This window comes from Halomonas urumqiensis (assembly GCF_003028575.1).
Taxonomy (GTDB): domain Bacteria; phylum Pseudomonadota; class Gammaproteobacteria; order Pseudomonadales; family Halomonadaceae; genus Halomonas; species Halomonas urumqiensis.
Window position 1 is genome coordinate 180,606 of the sequence record NZ_PYUD01000004.1, and the last position, 14,685, is coordinate 195,290.

The window sequence follows — 14,685 nt, forward strand, 5'->3', positions numbered from 1 at the left end:
TCACGAACGCTCGCGGGCGAGTTTGGGGTTGAGGGCGTCATCGAGCCCTTCGCCCACCAGGTTCAAGGCCAGCACCGTCAGCAGGATGGCGACCCCGGGGAAGAAGCTCAGCCACCAGGCCTGGCGAATGACCGTGCGCGCGGCGCCGATCATGTAGCCCCAGGACATCACGTTGGGATCACCAAGCCCCAGGAACGAGAGCGCGGATTCCAGCAGGATGGCGGTGGCCACCATCAACGAGGCGAGCACGATGATCGGTGACAGGGTATTGGGCAGGATCTGCTTGAGGATGATGGTGGTGTTGCTCTGGCCGACCAGGCGCGCTGCCTCGACATATTCCCGGTGGCGCAGCGACATGAACTCGGCGCGCACCAGGCGTGCCACCGGTGGCCAGCTGACGATGGCGATGGCCAGCACGATGGAGGTCACGCTGGGCTGCATGATCGCCACCAGCACGATGGCCAGGGCGAAGTTGGGGATGGTCTGGAAGAACTCGGTGAAACGCATCAAGGCGTCGTCGACAAGGCCGCCATAGTAGCCGGCGATGGCGCCGAGTGGCACGCCGATGGCCAGCGCGACCACCGTGGAGACGAGGCCGATCAACAGCGAGACCCAGGCGCCGTGCATCAGCCCAGCGGCGACATTGCGGCCCATGGTGTCGGTGCCGAGCCAGAAGCCATCGACCTCCATGGGCGACAGGAAGGGGCGCTGCACCATGCGCCATGGCGATTCGGGAAACACCAGTGGCGCCAGTATCGCCATCAGGATGATGGCAAGCAGGATGATCAACCCCACCAGGGCGCCACGGTTCTGGGCAAAGCGGGCGAAGAAGCTCATGAGCCCTCCTTGATGCGCGGGTCGGCCAGCCGATAGACCAGGTCGGTAATGATATTGAAGACGATGACCAGGGCGGCCGAGAAGAAGAAGATGCCAAGCAGCAGGTTGTAGTCTCGCTGCTGGAGGGCTTCGTACATCAGGCGGCCGATGCCGGGCCAGGCGAACACTGTCTCGGTGAGGATGGCGCCGCCGACCATCTGCCCGGCCTGCAGGCCGGCCAGGGTGATGATCGGCAACAGGGCGTTGCGCAGGATGTGGCGTCGCTGGATGACCCGGGGTGCCAAGCCCTTGGCACGCGCGGTCTTCACGTAATCCTGCTGGCTGGCCTCGAGCATCGAGGCCCGCGTCATGCGGGTGTAGATGGCCATGAAGAACAGCGCCAGGGTGGTAGCGGGCAGTACCAGGTGCTTGCCCACATCGAGGGCCAGCGCCAGGCCGGTGTGGCCGGCGCCCACCGTGTACATGCCGTAGGCCGGTAGCCAGCCAAGCGTGACCGAGAACAGCACCACGGCCATCAGCGCGACCCAGAACAGCGGCGTGGCATAGAACACCAGCGCGAGTGCCATTATCAGCGAGCCGGAAGGCTTCTTGACCCTGGCTGCGGCCATGGCGCCGGCGACGATGCCCAGGGCAAGCGACAGCACAAAGGCGGTACCGGTGAGCAACAGGGTAGCCGGCATGCGTGCCATGATCAGGTCGAGTACCGGGACCTGCTGGCGGTAGGAGTAGCCGAAATCCAACGTGGCGATGCCTGAGATGTACCGCCACAGCTGCACGTAGACGGGTTGATCGAGGCCGAAGCGTTCACGCAGCTGGCGCAGGAATTCCTCGTCGGTGGCCCCGGCCTCGCCGGCCAGGATCGCGGCGGGGTCTCCCGGTGCGAGCTGGATCAGGCAGAAATTGAAGATCACGATCATGAATAGCACGATCACGGCCTTGAAAAGCCGCATCGTGATCAATCTGGCGTAGAGCATGGGTGTCCCTCGGCGGGCGGTGGCGTGGCCGGTCAGTGCCTGGCGAGAGCCAGGTTGGCAACCTCATGACCGGCCACAGTGGGCTCAGCGGTCGAGCCAGGCGTCCTTGAAGCCATCGTTGACGCCGACCCCGGAGGTCACCAGGTCCTTGACGTCGCAGCGGTAGATGGTCGGGAAGCCGAGTTCCAGTAGCCACCCCACCGGCACATCCTCGTGCAGGATTTCCTGGACCTCGCGATAGAGCGCTTCGCGCTCCTCGTCCGGGAAGGCGGTGGCCGCTTCGTTGAAGAGCTCGTCGACGCGCTCGTTCTCGTAGCCCTCGACGTTGTTCCAGGGCGAGCCACGCTCGATGTTACTTGAAAGATAGGTGCGCGATATGCCAAGCGCCGGATCCCCGTACTGGTACAGGTAGGTGAACGCCATGTCGTAGTCCCAGTCGCCGAGGCGCTGGTTCCAACCGCCCACGTCAGTGGCTTCGGTGGTGACGTTGATGCCCACTTCGCGCAGGTTCTGCTGCACCGCCTCGGCCCAGCGAGTCCAGGTCTCGCCATAGGGAAGTGGCAGCAGGCGCACTTCCTCGTCGTCGTAGCCCATCTCGTCGAGCAGTTCCCGGGCACGCTCCGGGTCGTGGTCGTAGGGCTCGAGATCGTCGTTCTGAAAGCGGGCGTTGGAGCCGAACGCCGACAGCGGCACGTTGCCGAGTCCATTCCACAGCACGTCACGCGCGAACTCGCGATCCATGGCGTACATCACCGCCTGGCGGAAGCGCTTGTCGGCGGTGGGGCCTTCGCGGTTGTTCATCCACAGCATGGCGAACGGGCTGAAATACTCGTGGCCCGCTTCGGTCACACAGGTATTGTCCATCTCGGTGAGGCGCGGAATGTCGAAGTTCTCGACAGTGCCGTAGGGCAGCACGTCCATGGTGCCGTTTTCATAGGCCACGGCGCGCGATGCGCCATCCGGGATGATGTGCCAGTTGATGCCATCGAGATAGGGCAGACCTTCCTCGTAGTAGTCTTCGTTCTTGACCAGTTGGATGACGGTGCCGCGGTCCCAGTTGTCGAACTTGAACGGGCCGGTGCCGATGGGATGGTTGTTGGCTTCGTTGTCGCGGAAATCGGTACCTTCGTAGATGTGCTTGGGCACCATGGTGAAGGTGCCTGCCTCGAAGGAGATCAGGAACGGACCGAAGGGTTCGGAAAGGGTGAACTCGACGGTGTGCTCGTCGACCGCCTCGATGGACTCGATGTGTTGCAGTACCGCACGGGCGCTTGGGTTGAGCTCGCGGTGGAAGACATCGGCCGAAAACACCACGTCCTCGGCGGTGAACGGCTCGCCATCGTGCCAGGTGACGCCTTCGCGCAGGTGGAAGGTCCAGGTGCGGCCGTCATCGCTGACGTCCCAGGACTCGGCCAACTGTGGTTGAGGTTCCAACTCGGTGGTATAGCGTAGAAGCCCCTCGTAGATATTGCCCGCCACCGTACGCGTCGGGGCATTCTGGATCATGCCGAGCACCAGGCCAGGGGGCTCTGGCTGAATGATGGTGTCGATGGTGCCGCCGCTCTTGGGTTCCTCGGCGATAACCGCCGTGGTGCCGAACATTGCCGCCGCGGCAATGGCCGCCGCCAGTGGTGTCTTCATGGTGTTGTTCCCTCTTTGTTGTTCATGACAGGTTGTAGACCATGCCAGTTTGCTGCACATGACAGTGCGGGCTTGTTGTTGGCGAATTGTTGTTGGTGAGATAGAACCAAACCTGCCTATTGAACGTAGCAGCGGCCCCATAAACTGTCGACAGTCGGCAATCGACAGTCGACAAACGGCTTGGCTTGTCCATACTGATTCATCGGATGATCCTGTTTTCTTGGAGCCGTTGGATGTCTCAGTCGAACAGTGAGGATGTCAGGGCGATACGCTCGACCAACCTGGTGGAACAGGTGGCCGACCACCTCACTGAGGCGATCATCGCCGGTCATTACCAGCCGGGTGAGCGGCTTTCCGAGATGGCCCTGGCACGCTCGCTGGGGGTCAGTCGAGCCCCGGTACGCGAAGCCGCCAGGCTGCTTGAAAGCCGTGGCCTGGTGGTCTCCCAGCCGCGGAGGGGTTTTTTCGTGCGCGCGCTGGATGCCGCCGAGCTGGAAGATGTCTTCGACCTGCGTCTGTGCCTGGAGCGCCACGCCATCGAGCGCCTGGCGCTGAATTACGGCGAGGCGGACCGTGCAGCGCTCGAGCATCAGGTAGAGGTGCTCTGTTCGCTTGCCGACGACGCCGGCGGCAGTCGGCGTATCGAGGAGGATCTCAAGTTTCATCGCTTGATGATCACGCTGGGCGGTAACCGACGGCTGCTCAAGGCCTTCAATGACCTGACCCACGAACTGCGCCTGTGCATTGCATTGATCGCCAAGACCCATGAGTCGCCGGAAAGCATCGCCGGAAGTCACCGCCTGCTTCTCGATGCGCTGGCAAGTGGAGACGTTGGTCAGTGCCGGGAGGCCATCGATTATCACATCGGCGTGGCACGCGATTATGTGGTCCGCAGTCTTGACAACAGCAGTCTTGACAAAAACGGTGCTGCCATCAGCGGTGCCGCGCCTGGCGTGTCACCCGAGGGAGAAGTGCTGCGTGTCGATTGAACGGCCTGGAATCGGCGACGTCCCGAGTGCCAACACGCGAATGACGGCGCGTGAACAGCGAGTTCTCGAGGCGTGTGATGCGATCTTCGACGACACCCTGTCCCTTGCCGAGGACCTGGTGCGCGAATACAGCGTGCTGGGCCACGAGCAGGGTGTGGTAGCGGTGATGGAAGGCTGGTATCAGCGGTTGGGTCTGGCGGCTGAGCGTGTGCCGCTTGCTGCCAGTGCTCCCGACGTGTCACAGGATCGCGATGGCCGTGACAACGTCGTGGCGAGATTGAACCCCGATGCCGACGGCCCGCACCTCGTGTTCAACGGCCATCTGGATGTGGTGCCCGCCGAACCTGTGGGGATGTGGACCCGCCCACCCTGGGAACCCTGGCGGGCGTATGGCTGGTTGTATGGCCGTGGAGCCGGCGACATGAAGGCGGGGATTGCCGCAATGGTGACTGCGGTTGTGGCCGTTCAGCGTGCTGGAGTGCCGATCACCTTCCCGCTGACCCTGCAAACGGTGATCGAGGAGGAGTGCACCGGCAACGGAGCCCTGGCGTGTATCCAGCAGGGCATGGGCGGTGACTTCGTACTGATTCCCGAGCCGTTCGGTGCGACGCTGACCAGTGGTCAGGTCGGCGTGCTGTGGTTTCGGGTCCAGCTTGATGGCGTGCCTGCCCATGTGCTCGACACTGGTGCCGGCAGCAATGCCATCGAAGCGATGACCCGGCTGCTGCCGGCATTGAAAGCGCTGGAGGCACAGGTCAATGCACTACCTCGAGAGGCGCCCTACGACACCCTGGATCACCCGTTCAACCTGAGTATCGGGCGTCTCGACGGCGGCAACTGGGCCTCTAGTGTCCCGTCCCATGCGGTGCTCGAGGGCCGCATGGGGTTTCCGCCCGGGATGCCGGTGGAGGAGGCCATGCGTTGGGTTCAGACGTGCATCGAGGGGGCACGTGAATCCCTCGGTGAAGGCGTATCGAACCTGCGCATCGAGTTTCATGGCTTTCGCTCCAATGGTCATCGTGTGGATCTTCACCACCCTGGCATCCGTTTGCTGGGGGATTGCCACCAGGCGCTGCTCGACGAGCCGATCACCGCCGCCCCGCTGACCTGTACCACCGACCTGTGTGCCTTCAATGTCGCGGGGGTGTCGGGCTCATGCTACGGGCCAGTGGCCGAGCGTATCCACGGGGTCGATGAGCGCGTCGATATCGCGTCGATTCGCCATACCCTCAAGGCCTATGCGTTGTTCCTTTGCCGCTGGGGCGAGCAATCGCCAGAGTGGCATAAAGTGTGGCATGAAGAGTGGCATGATAAGTCGCCCACGGAATGAAGCCACTGCGAGTGTGCCGATACAGCCGAGTGTCAAGCCCCCCGGCTTGCGCTCAATCGCGCGCGAAGGCATGTTGAAAGTCCCTGTTGACCCTGGTGAAGACAGTGCCATGGCATACCTCGATCTGCGAGCCACCACACTCGATCAAGTCCATGTCGCTCATGCTCATGACTTTCATCAGCTGATCCTTGCGACCTGTGGTGTGACCGAGCTCGCCGTTGAGGGACGCGAGGAGCGGGTGACGGCCAGTCGAGGTTGTCTGATCCCCACGGCGAGCCGGCATGAGTACGAAGGCGATGGCCGCAATCGCACGCTGGTGCTGGATATTCCGCTGCAGAGCCTTTCCTCGCTGCGCAATGCCGACAGCATCGCGCGTATGTTCGAGCGCCCGCGTTTCTTCACCATTCCGCCTCAGCTTCACCAGTTGGCGGGTAGCCTGATGCTGCAACTGGAGCAGTGCCCGGCACTGCACAGCGAGATCGCCGCGTTGTTGTTGCGCGCCATCTACCTGCACTTCGAGAGCGAGCCGCTGGCCGCCGATCTGGACTACCCCCTGGCACACCGGCCTTGCGAACGGCTCGATCTGGCTCGGCTCGATACCTGGATCGACCGCCATCTTGCCGACGAGATTCGCGTCGAACAGCTCGCTGCGCTATGCGCACTCAGCGTGGGGCATTTCCATAGCCGCTTTCGCCAGGTGATGGGCGTCACGCCCCAGGCCTATGTTCAGCAGCGACGCCTCGATCATGCCCGCACCCTGGTGTGCCACAGCGACCTGAGCCTAGGGCATATCGCCTCATTGGTGGGGTTCCGCGACCAGGGAAGCTTCTCCCGTGCCTATCGCCGGCGTTTCGATGCGGCCCCTTCCGTAGCGCGTCGCGACGCCTGAAAAGAAGCGGTTGCCGCAGTTCGGGGCAAGAATTCCCCATCCTCGGGCAAGCATCCCTTGAGACAGCGTTCTAGGCTCATAGTGACTCGTCGATTTTCAGTGGCCCGTGGTCACGTTGATCATGCCGTGCTCGGCGACCTTGATGACAAGACCAACAATCACAAGCCAAGAGGAATGGATGATGAACAACACGATGCTTCCCCGCCTGGTGGCCCTTGCCGCCCTGCCGCTGGCGATTGCCAGTACCAATGTTCAGGCCCAGTCCTACGAAATGGTCATCGCCACCCAGTTGCCGGAAGACATGAGCAACAACGAGATCTACCCGGCGCTGGTGCATTTCAAGAATCTGGTCGAGGCGCGTACCGACGGCGACCTGGCCGTGAATATCTTTGGCGGCGGCCAGTTGGGTTCCGAGGTCGAGAATGGCTCGGAAGTGCAGGGTGGTCGTACGCTGCAATCTACCATCATGTCCGCCGGTGCCATGTCCTCCTTCTACGAGGACTATCAGATGGTGACCGCGCCGTTTTTGTTTACCAACTGGCGCCAGGCCTGGGCATTCTTCGATGGCGAGTGGTTCGCCGACTTCATGTCCGGCACCATCGACGCCGCCAGCATGCGTTACCTGGGCACTTTCGACGATGGCGGCGGCTTCGTGGCCTTTACCAACAACCAGCGTTTGATACGTACGGTCGAGGATCTCGAAGGCCTCAATATTCGCACCGAGGAGAACCCGGCGCATGTGGCGATCATGCAATCCCTGGGAGCTTCAGCCACGCCGTTGCCGTGGGGCGAGCTGATCACCGCGCTTGAAACTGGCCTGGCAGATGGCCAGTTCAACGCACCGGTGCTCAACACTACCTTCAATTTCGATGCGGTGACCGACTACACCACGTTGACCGGTCACGTGTACAACAGCGCCCCCTGGGTGGTCAGCGAGAGCTGGTATCAGGAATTGCCCGAGGAGTATCAGCAGGTCGTGATCACCTCGGCTCGCGAGGCCATCGAGATCAGCCACGGCATGTCCGGTGCGCTGTCGACCGCCAGTTGGGTCGAGTCCTGCGAGCGTTTCGAGGAGTGCTACCTGATGCCCGAGGAAGAGCGTCAGCGCATGGCCGAGATCGCGCGTCCCGCATGGCAGGAGTGGATCGTCGACGACTTCGGCATGGACCAGGCGCGTGTCGAGGGGCTGCTGGAAGAGGTCGAGCGGGTCGGTAACGAGGTCGCCGATGAGGACTTCCGCATCTATGGCCAGTAACTGATGGCCCACGGCCGTTGTGAACACTGTCGTTGACACGGCCGGCAAGGCCATCCTTCGTCCAAGGATGGCCAAGCCCATAGCACCATGGATAGGTAGGGCGGGGTGCTGGCATATGGCCGGTGCCCCGCTTTCGACCCGAACGTCCCCGGAGTCGTGAACATGAATCTCCTCGTGCCACTGCGCCGCCTGAGCGACGCCGTCAATCAGGTGGCGATCGTGCTCAGCGTGGGCTGCATCCTTGCCATGCTGGGCATCTCCTTCACCGCCTTTCTCTACAAGCTGATCACTGGCAGCTCCTTGAGCTGGACCTATTCACTGGCCCGATTGTTTCTGCCCTGGATCGGCTTCCTGTCGATGACCATCTCGCTGCGCTACGGCGAGCATGTGGCGATGACACTGTTCGTGCGCAGCCTGCCAAGAGTCATGATCAAAATCGCGGCAGGCTTGTGCCTTGGTGTGTTGGCGCTGTTTGCGGCGATGCTGGTGTGGTATGGCTGGGGCTATTTCCAGGGCGCTACCCAGGTCTACATGGTGTCCGCCCAGATCCAGATTCCCAGCAAGTTCACGGCCATCGTGGTACCGCTCAGCGGCGTGATCATCCTGCTGCATCTGGTGCATGGTTTTTCGCTGCTCGAACATTTCATCGATGATGATTCGATGATCGGCGAGCTCATCGAATCCAACGACGCGGAGAACCGCTCATGACCCCTGCGATCATTGCATTTGTCGTGCTGTTGCTGATCGGGGCGCCGGTCGCCGTGGTGATGGCCATGTCGGGCCTGGCGGGTGGCTTTGCGCTGGGTGGCGAACGCATGCTCGGGATCATCGCCGACCGCATGTTTTCCGGTGTCTCGGGTTTCCTGCTGATCGCCGTGCCGTACTTCATCTTCACCGCCGAGTTGATGAACCAGGGAGGATTGACCCACAAGTTGATCGCCTTCAACAACGCGCTGTTTGGACGCGTGCGTGGGGCGCTGTCGCACGTCAATATCTCGGTCTCGGTGTTTTTCGCCGGGCTGACCGGGGCTGCGATCACCGATACCGTGGCCATCGGCAAGATCATGATTCCGGAGATGAAGCGCCAAGGCTACGATGCCGAATATGCGGCGGCCATCACGGCCTGTTCGTCGATCATCGGGCCGATCATCCCGCCAAGCGTGGTGATGGTGGTCTACGCGACACTACTGCGTGATATTTCGGTGATCGATTTGTTTGCTGGCGGCATCATCCCCGGGCTTCTGATGGCACTGGCACTGTTGGGCGTCAGCTTCTTCCTGGCCTGGAAGCGCGGTTATCCCAAGCAAGCCCCCACGCCTTTCAAGATGGCCGTCAAGTCCTTTCTGGTCGCTCTTCCGGCAATGGTCGTGCCGCTGATCATTCTTGGGGGTATTCTCTCGGGCCTTACTACCATCACCGAAGCATCAGGCTTTGCCGCGGTATATGCCATCGCTATCGGCGTGGTTTTCTACCGCAATCTGACTTGGCGCAAGATCTGGCATTCGCTGGTGGTGACCGTGCGCTTCTCCGGGGTGGTGTTCTTCCTGCTTGCCACCTCGGCGGTGCTTGGCTGGTTCGTGACGCGTTCGGGGATTGCCCGGGACGCCGCCAGCATCATCACCACGCTCAGTGATTCGGCGTTCTTGCAGCTGATGATGGTGTGCGTGCTGCTGCTGCTGATTGGTACGGTGATGGATGTGTTGCCGGCGCTGGTGGTGGTGGCCCCGGTGCTGGTGCCGGCGATGATTCAGCTGGGCTTTGATCCTCTGCACTTCGCCATTCTGATGATCGTGGTGCTCAATATCTCCAACGTCACGCCACCCGTGGGGATGACATTGATGACGGCGGCGCGAATTGCCGAGGTACCCTATGAACGGGCGATCATCGCATCGTTGCCGTTCTACACCGCCTATATCGTGGTGATCGTTTTGCTGGCCGCGATACCGGCGCTTTCCACATGGATTCCCTCGTTGCTGGGGTAGCAACCAGGCGAACAACCTCACGAGGAACCTTTTCGATGAAGCTCTTCTACCACCCCGATCAGGAGCATCATGCCCCCCCGACTTTCCTGCTTCGCGGGCGGCCGGTGGACTCGCCGGAAGGGCCGGTGCGTGCCGAGCTGCTGTCGGCGGGACTTGCCTCCATCGGTCTGTCGCTGACGGCGCCCACGCTGACCGACAGCGAGCTTCTCAGAAAGCGCCTGGCGTGTATTCACACCCAACGCTACCTGGAATTCCTGGAAACCATTCATGCTCGCTGGCGGGCCCTACCCAATGCCGCCGATATCGTCGCACCCAATGTTCATCCCTGTGGTGGCGGGCATCACTATCCCCGGCATCCGGTGGGACAGGTCGGCTGGCATATGCATGACATGGCCTGCCCGATGACCGCGACGAGCTTCACTGGCATCCTCGCCAGTGCCGCCAGTGCCGAAGCCGCGGCGGATGTGGTCTTGAACGGTGAATCATCGGCCTATGCACTGTGTCGACCGCCTGGCCACCACGCCGGGCAGGAGCGCGCGGGAGGCTTCTGCTTCCTGAACAATTCTGGACTTGCCGCCAGCGTGTTGCGGGAGCGCTTCTCGAAGGTGGCGATTCTCGATGTCGACCTGCACCACGGCAACGGGACCCAGGATATCTTCTACGACCGCGGTGATGTGTGGACGGGTTCGCTGCATGCCGATACCGCGGATTTCTATCCTTTCTTCTGGGGCGGGGCCGACGAGCACGGCGAAGGTGAGGGCAGTGGCGCCAACGTCAACTTCCCGCTGCCCCTGGGGAGTGGTGGAGCGCTTTTCATCGAGACCCTGGAGCGACTGATCGAGCGGCTGGAATCCTTCAAGCCCGATGCCCTGGTGGTGGCACTGGGCCTGGATGCTCACAAGGACGATCCGCTGGCGGGCTTGACCCTTGAGACCGAGGACTTCACGGCGATCGGTCGAAGGCTTGCGGCCATCGACTTGCCCACGGTGCTCGTGCAGGAAGGGGGGTACCCCACCGAGCATCTGGGCGATAATCTCGCCGCTTTCATGAGCGGTTATAGCGCTGCCTGATCGCAGCATTGAGTTCAAGAATGGATTTAACAACGGGTTCAAGCGTTGAACCTTCAGAGGAGACATACCATGAGCGTGACCTATTTCGACAGCAACGCCCGCATGAGCCAGATTACCGTGCATAACGGCACGGTATTCCTGTCCGGTCAGGTGCCAAGCGATGCCACCGCCGACATGCGCGGCCAGACCGAGCAGGTATTGGCACGTATCGACGAGTTGCTGGCCAAGGCCGGTACCACTAAGCAGCACCTGGTGTCAGCACAGATATGGGTAACCAGCATGGCCGAGTTCGATCAGATGAACGCTGCCTGGGACGCCTGGGTAGTGCCCGGCCGTCCGCCGGTGCGCGCGGCTGTCGAGGCCAAGCTCGCCAAACCTGAATGGAAGGTCGAGATCATGGTCACCGCGGCGCTACCGGAGGCCTGACATGCGCATCATCACAGCGCAGGAGGTTGCCTCGACACTTGCCTGGTCACCACTGGTCGAGCGTCTGGCGACGACCTTTCGCGAGGGTGTGGAGTCACCGCCGCGCCATCACCATGCGATGCATCGCCCCGATGGCGAGGCCACCATGCTGCTGATGCCGGCCTGGGAAGAGAGTGGCTATATCGGCGTAAAGATGGTCAATGTCTTTCCACAAAATGCCGATCATGGCCTGCCCGCGATTGCCGGCGTCTATTTGCTCAGCGAAGGCGACCACGGTCGACCACTGGCCTGTATCGACGGCAGCGAGTTGACGCGCAGGCGCACGGCGGCGGCGTCGGCGCTGGCGGCCCGCGAACTGGCAAGGGCCGATGCCGAGACCCTGCTGGTGGTGGGAACCGGCAAGCTTGCGCCGATGGTCATCGAGGCCCATGCCGCGGTACGCCCGATCAAGCGTGTACGCATATGGGGGCGCAATCACGACAAGGCCAGTGCGCTCGCCGAGCAATATGCCGAGCGTTTCGATACCTCGGCGGTAAGCGAGCTTGAGGCAGCCACTCGTGAGGCGGACGTGATCAGTTGCGTGACGCTTTCCACCGAGCCCTTGATACGTGGCGAATGGCTGAGCCCTGGGAGCCATCTCGATCTGATCGGTGCCTTTCGTCCATCGATGCGCGAGACCGACGCCAGCTGCCTTTCGCGCAGCGAGGTGTTCGTCGATACCTACGCCGGCGCACAGGGCGAAGCGGGTGATATCCTTCAGGCGATCGATGAGGGCGCCTTCGCGTTCGACGCGATCCGTGCCGACCTTGCCGAGTTGCTCAAGGGCGAAAAGCCGGGACGCAGCAGCGATGAGGCGATCACCCTGTTCAAATCGGTGGGGGCGTCGCTCGAAGATCTTGCCGCGGCCATTGAGGTGTGGGAGCGTCAGCCCCCGAGTGGCGAAGGAACGCGTGAATGAGCGCAAGCCAAGCGCCTCGCGATACCGGGCTCTTCTGGCATGAGCGCTGTTTCTGGCACGACCCCGGTGCCATCGGCGTGTTCTCTTCTCGTGGTGAATTCCTGCAGCCGCAACCCGCCTCTGAAAGCCCAGAAAGCAAGCGGCGGTTGAAGAACCTGCTCGAGGTCTCCGGGCTGATCGACGAACTGGCGGTTTACAAGCCGGCACCGGCCAGTCGCGAGGATCTCGAGCGCTTCCACACGCCACGCTACCTCGATGCCCTGGAGGAGGGTGATCGCACACGCGGTGGCGATGGCGGAGATTGCGCGCCCTACCTCCCGGGCAGCCTCTTGGCGGCACGCCACTCGGCGGGGCTTGCCATTGCCGCCGTCGAGGCCGTAGCCAGGGGCGAGTTGACCAATGCTTATGCATTGTGTCGCCCGCCTGGCCACCATGCCGAACCGGATCGAGGACGAGGGTTCTGCCTGCTGGGCAATATTCCGGTGGCGGTGATGCGCGCACGGGCGCTAGGGCTGGTGGGCCGGGTGGCGATTCTCGACTGGGATGTCCACCACGGTAATGGTCAGCAAGTGGCGTTCGAGGAAGACCCCGAGGTGTTGACCGTCTCGTTGCACCAGGCAGGCAACTACCCGTTGGATACCGGCTTCTTCGAAGAACAGGGCACAGGTGCGGGGCAGGGCGTGGATCTCAATCTACCGCTACCCCCCGGTTGCGGCCTGGGCGCCTACGATTACGCCATGACCGAGCTGGTATTGCCGGCCATCGAGGCCTTCGCGCCGGAATTGATCGTGGTGGCCTGCGGCTATGACGCCTGTGCCAAGGACCCGCTCGGCAAGATGCTGCTCAACAGCTCGGCCTTCGCGCGGATGACGCGCGAACTGATGGAGGTGGCGCAGCGAACCTGCCAAGGGCGACTGGTGATGGTGCATGAGGGTGGATACTCGGAAGGCTATGTGCCGCTGTGTGGTCATGCCGTGATCCAGACCCTTGCCGGAAGCGCACTTGCCGTACCCGACCCTCAGAATGACGAAATCGCTGCCTGGGCCTACCAGGATCTGCAGCCGCACCAGCGCCAGCTGATCGATGGTTGGCGCGAGGCCTGGCCAGGGGTCGCTCGATAATCACCAAGGAGTACCGCATGATTCCACTGCATGATCGCGATGGTTGGATCTGGCACGATGGTGAATGGATTCCCTGGCGCGACGCCCAGGTGCATGTGCTGACCCATACCCTGCACTACGGCATGGGCTGCTTCGAAGGCGTGCGCGCTTATGCGGGAGCGGCGGCGGCCAACCTGTTTCGGGTTGCCGAGCACACCCGCCGCCTGGCCGACAGCGCCCACGCGCTGGACATCGATTTGCCGTTCAGCGAGCACGATCTGATCGAAGCGCAGCGCCAGTGCCTGGTCAAGAATTCGCTGTCCAATGCCTATCTCAAGCCCACGATTTTCCTGGGTGCCGAAGGGCTTGGCCTGCGCGCCAAGGGGCTTACCACGCATGTCATGATCGCGGCCTGGGATCTAGGCGACTATATCTCAGCCGAAGCTCGGGCCATCGGCTTGCGAGCGCTGACCTCTTCCTGGGCGCGCCATCACGTCAATATCAGCTTGTGCCGTGCCAAGACCAACGGTCATTACGTCAATTCAATGCTGGCACTCAATACCGCGGTGAAGGCAGGCTTTGACGAAGCCATCATGCTCGACCCGGAGGGCTATGTCGCCGAGGCCTCGGCTGCCAATGTCTTTCTGATCCGTGATGGCGTGCTGCATACTCCGGAAGTCACCTCCTGCCTGCAAGGCATCACTCGTGACAGCGTGATCGCCCTGGCGCGCGACGTGCTCGGCGTCGAGGTCCGAGAACGTCGTATCACCCGCGATGAGCTCTACACCGCCGACGAGGCCTTCGTCACTGGTACCGCCGCCGAGATTCTGCCGCTGCGTGAGCTCGATGGTCGCCACATCGGTGCCCGCGCCGGGGCGCCCGCGCCAGGTCAGCCGATCAGCTCGACCTCGGTTACCGCGCAACTCCAGCAGCTTTACCATCGTGTGACTCGCGGTGACCTGGACGGCGAGCTCGAACGCTATCGGGCCTGGCTGACCCCTTCGACCGGCTAGAAGATCCGCGTTGATTCTCTGGCTGCATCGGCGTGCTAGCCTGCGGTTGTGTCGCGGGCTGAGGATTCGATGGACGACGTACTGCTTGTCACCTTGCTGATAGGGATCGTTGTGCCTGCGTCATGGGGTGCCATGGCACTGGCTTGGCGCTGTAAAGGGCAGGCGATGAGAAGGCGTCTGTTGGTTGGGACGTGGCTTCTCGCCACCGCGTTATGGTTAGG

14 protein-coding genes are annotated in these 14,685 nt (G+C 62.3%); 11 read left to right on the forward strand and 3 right to left on the reverse strand.

Annotation, left to right across the window (positions count from 1 at the left end):
- The 3 genes from C6V82_RS12995 to C6V82_RS13005 all read right to left on the reverse strand — a co-directional run bounded on the left by C6V82_RS12995 (position 1) and on the right by C6V82_RS13005 (position 3,452).
- Positions 1-837, reverse strand: coding sequence for an ABC transporter permease (locus C6V82_RS12995; protein WP_102586320.1), 837 nt, complete (start codon positions 835-837; stop codon positions 1-3).
- Positions 834-1,811, reverse strand: a complete 978-nt coding sequence (locus C6V82_RS13000) for an ABC transporter permease (RefSeq protein WP_102586319.1) — start codon at positions 1,809-1,811, stop codon at positions 834-836. Before C6V82_RS13000 ends, C6V82_RS12995 begins: the two co-directional genes overlap by 4 nt.
- Positions 1,812-1,895: 84 nt before the next feature.
- Positions 1,896-3,452, reverse strand: a complete 1,557-nt coding sequence (locus C6V82_RS13005) for an ABC transporter substrate-binding protein (protein WP_102586318.1) — start codon at positions 3,450-3,452, stop codon at positions 1,896-1,898.
- 233 nt (positions 3,453-3,685) lie between these two features.
- Here C6V82_RS13005 and C6V82_RS13010 point away from each other — a divergent pair, with 233 nt between their 5' ends.
- The 11 genes from C6V82_RS13010 to C6V82_RS13060 all read left to right on the forward strand — a co-directional run bounded on the left by C6V82_RS13010 (position 3,686) and on the right by C6V82_RS13060 (position 14,464).
- Positions 3,686-4,441: a GntR family transcriptional regulator gene (locus C6V82_RS13010; RefSeq protein ID WP_102586317.1), complete on the forward strand. Its 756-nt coding sequence runs from the start codon at positions 3,686-3,688 to the stop codon at positions 4,439-4,441.
- Positions 4,431-5,771, forward strand: coding sequence for an ArgE/DapE family deacylase (locus tag C6V82_RS13015; RefSeq protein ID WP_229843203.1), 1,341 nt, complete (start codon positions 4,431-4,433; stop codon positions 5,769-5,771). The genes C6V82_RS13010 and C6V82_RS13015 overlap by 11 nt, the downstream gene beginning before the upstream one ends.
- Positions 5,772-5,880: 109 nt before the next feature.
- A complete protein-coding gene (locus C6V82_RS13020) occupies positions 5,881-6,660 on the forward strand; it encodes a helix-turn-helix transcriptional regulator (RefSeq protein WP_102586315.1) in 780 nt (259 codons plus the stop codon).
- 181 nt (positions 6,661-6,841) lie between these two features.
- Complete coding sequence (dctP, locus tag C6V82_RS13025) at positions 6,842-7,915, forward strand: TRAP transporter substrate-binding protein DctP (RefSeq protein ID WP_102586314.1); 1,074 nt, start codon at positions 6,842-6,844, stop codon at positions 7,913-7,915.
- 162 nt (positions 7,916-8,077) lie between these two features.
- Positions 8,078-8,623 (forward strand): TRAP transporter small permease, encoded by a 546-nt coding sequence (locus C6V82_RS13030; protein WP_102586313.1) that lies wholly within the window; start codon positions 8,078-8,080, stop codon positions 8,621-8,623.
- Complete coding sequence (locus C6V82_RS13035; RefSeq protein WP_102586312.1) at positions 8,620-9,897, forward strand: TRAP transporter large permease; 1,278 nt, start codon at positions 8,620-8,622, stop codon at positions 9,895-9,897. The genes C6V82_RS13030 and C6V82_RS13035 overlap by 4 nt, the downstream gene beginning before the upstream one ends.
- 35 nt (positions 9,898-9,932) lie before the next feature.
- Positions 9,933-10,967: a histone deacetylase family protein gene (locus C6V82_RS13040; protein WP_102586311.1), complete on the forward strand. Its 1,035-nt coding sequence runs from the start codon at positions 9,933-9,935 to the stop codon at positions 10,965-10,967.
- 69 nt (positions 10,968-11,036) lie between these two features.
- A complete protein-coding gene (locus tag C6V82_RS13045; RefSeq protein WP_102586310.1) occupies positions 11,037-11,393 on the forward strand; it encodes a RidA family protein in 357 nt (118 codons plus the stop codon).
- 1 nt (position 11,394) lies between these two features.
- The gene (gene lhpI / locus C6V82_RS13050) at positions 11,395-12,351 is read left to right on the forward strand and encodes a bifunctional Delta(1)-pyrroline-2-carboxylate/Delta(1)-piperideine-2-carboxylate reductase (protein ID WP_102586309.1); all 957 of its coding nucleotides are present in this window, start codon (positions 11,395-11,397) and stop codon (positions 12,349-12,351) included.
- Positions 12,348-13,472: a class II histone deacetylase gene (locus C6V82_RS13055; RefSeq protein ID WP_102586308.1), complete on the forward strand. Its 1,125-nt coding sequence runs from the start codon at positions 12,348-12,350 to the stop codon at positions 13,470-13,472. Before lhpI ends, C6V82_RS13055 begins: the two co-directional genes overlap by 4 nt.
- A gap of 17 nt (positions 13,473-13,489) precedes the next feature.
- Entirely contained in the window at positions 13,490-14,464 is a 975-nt protein-coding gene (locus C6V82_RS13060; protein ID WP_102586307.1) for a branched-chain amino acid transaminase, read from the forward strand.
- Positions 14,465-14,685 lie beyond the last annotated feature (221 nt).

Bases quoted from the DNA above. Each gene is read 5' to 3' on its own strand.
- C6V82_RS13010 (WP_102586317.1), top strand. From the start codon at position 3,686: ATGTCTCAGTCGAACAGTGAGGATGTCAGGGCGATACGCTCGACCAAC.
- C6V82_RS13055 (WP_102586308.1), top strand. From the start codon at position 12,348: ATGAGCGCAAGCCAAGCGCCTCGCGATACCGGGCTCTTCTGGCATGAG.
- C6V82_RS13000 (WP_102586319.1), bottom strand. From the start codon at position 1,811: ATGCTCTACGCCAGATTGATCACGATGCGGCTTTTCAAGGCCGTGATC.
- C6V82_RS13005 (WP_102586318.1), bottom strand. From the start codon at position 3,452: ATGAAGACACCACTGGCGGCGGCCATTGCCGCGGCGGCAATGTTCGGC.
- C6V82_RS13045 (WP_102586310.1), top strand. From the start codon at position 11,037: ATGAGCGTGACCTATTTCGACAGCAACGCCCGCATGAGCCAGATTACC.
- C6V82_RS12995 (WP_102586320.1), bottom strand. From the start codon at position 837: ATGAGCTTCTTCGCCCGCTTTGCCCAGAACCGTGGCGCCCTGGTGGGG.
- C6V82_RS13020 (WP_102586315.1), top strand. From the start codon at position 5,881: ATGGCATACCTCGATCTGCGAGCCACCACACTCGATCAAGTCCATGTC.
- C6V82_RS13030 (WP_102586313.1), top strand. From the start codon at position 8,078: ATGAATCTCCTCGTGCCACTGCGCCGCCTGAGCGACGCCGTCAATCAG.
- dctP (WP_102586314.1), top strand. From the start codon at position 6,842: ATGAACAACACGATGCTTCCCCGCCTGGTGGCCCTTGCCGCCCTGCCG.
- C6V82_RS13040 (WP_102586311.1), top strand. From the start codon at position 9,933: ATGAAGCTCTTCTACCACCCCGATCAGGAGCATCATGCCCCCCCGACT.
- C6V82_RS13060 (WP_102586307.1), top strand. From the start codon at position 13,490: ATGATTCCACTGCATGATCGCGATGGTTGGATCTGGCACGATGGTGAA.
- lhpI (WP_102586309.1), top strand. From the start codon at position 11,395: ATGCGCATCATCACAGCGCAGGAGGTTGCCTCGACACTTGCCTGGTCA.
- C6V82_RS13035 (WP_102586312.1), top strand. From the start codon at position 8,620: ATGACCCCTGCGATCATTGCATTTGTCGTGCTGTTGCTGATCGGGGCG.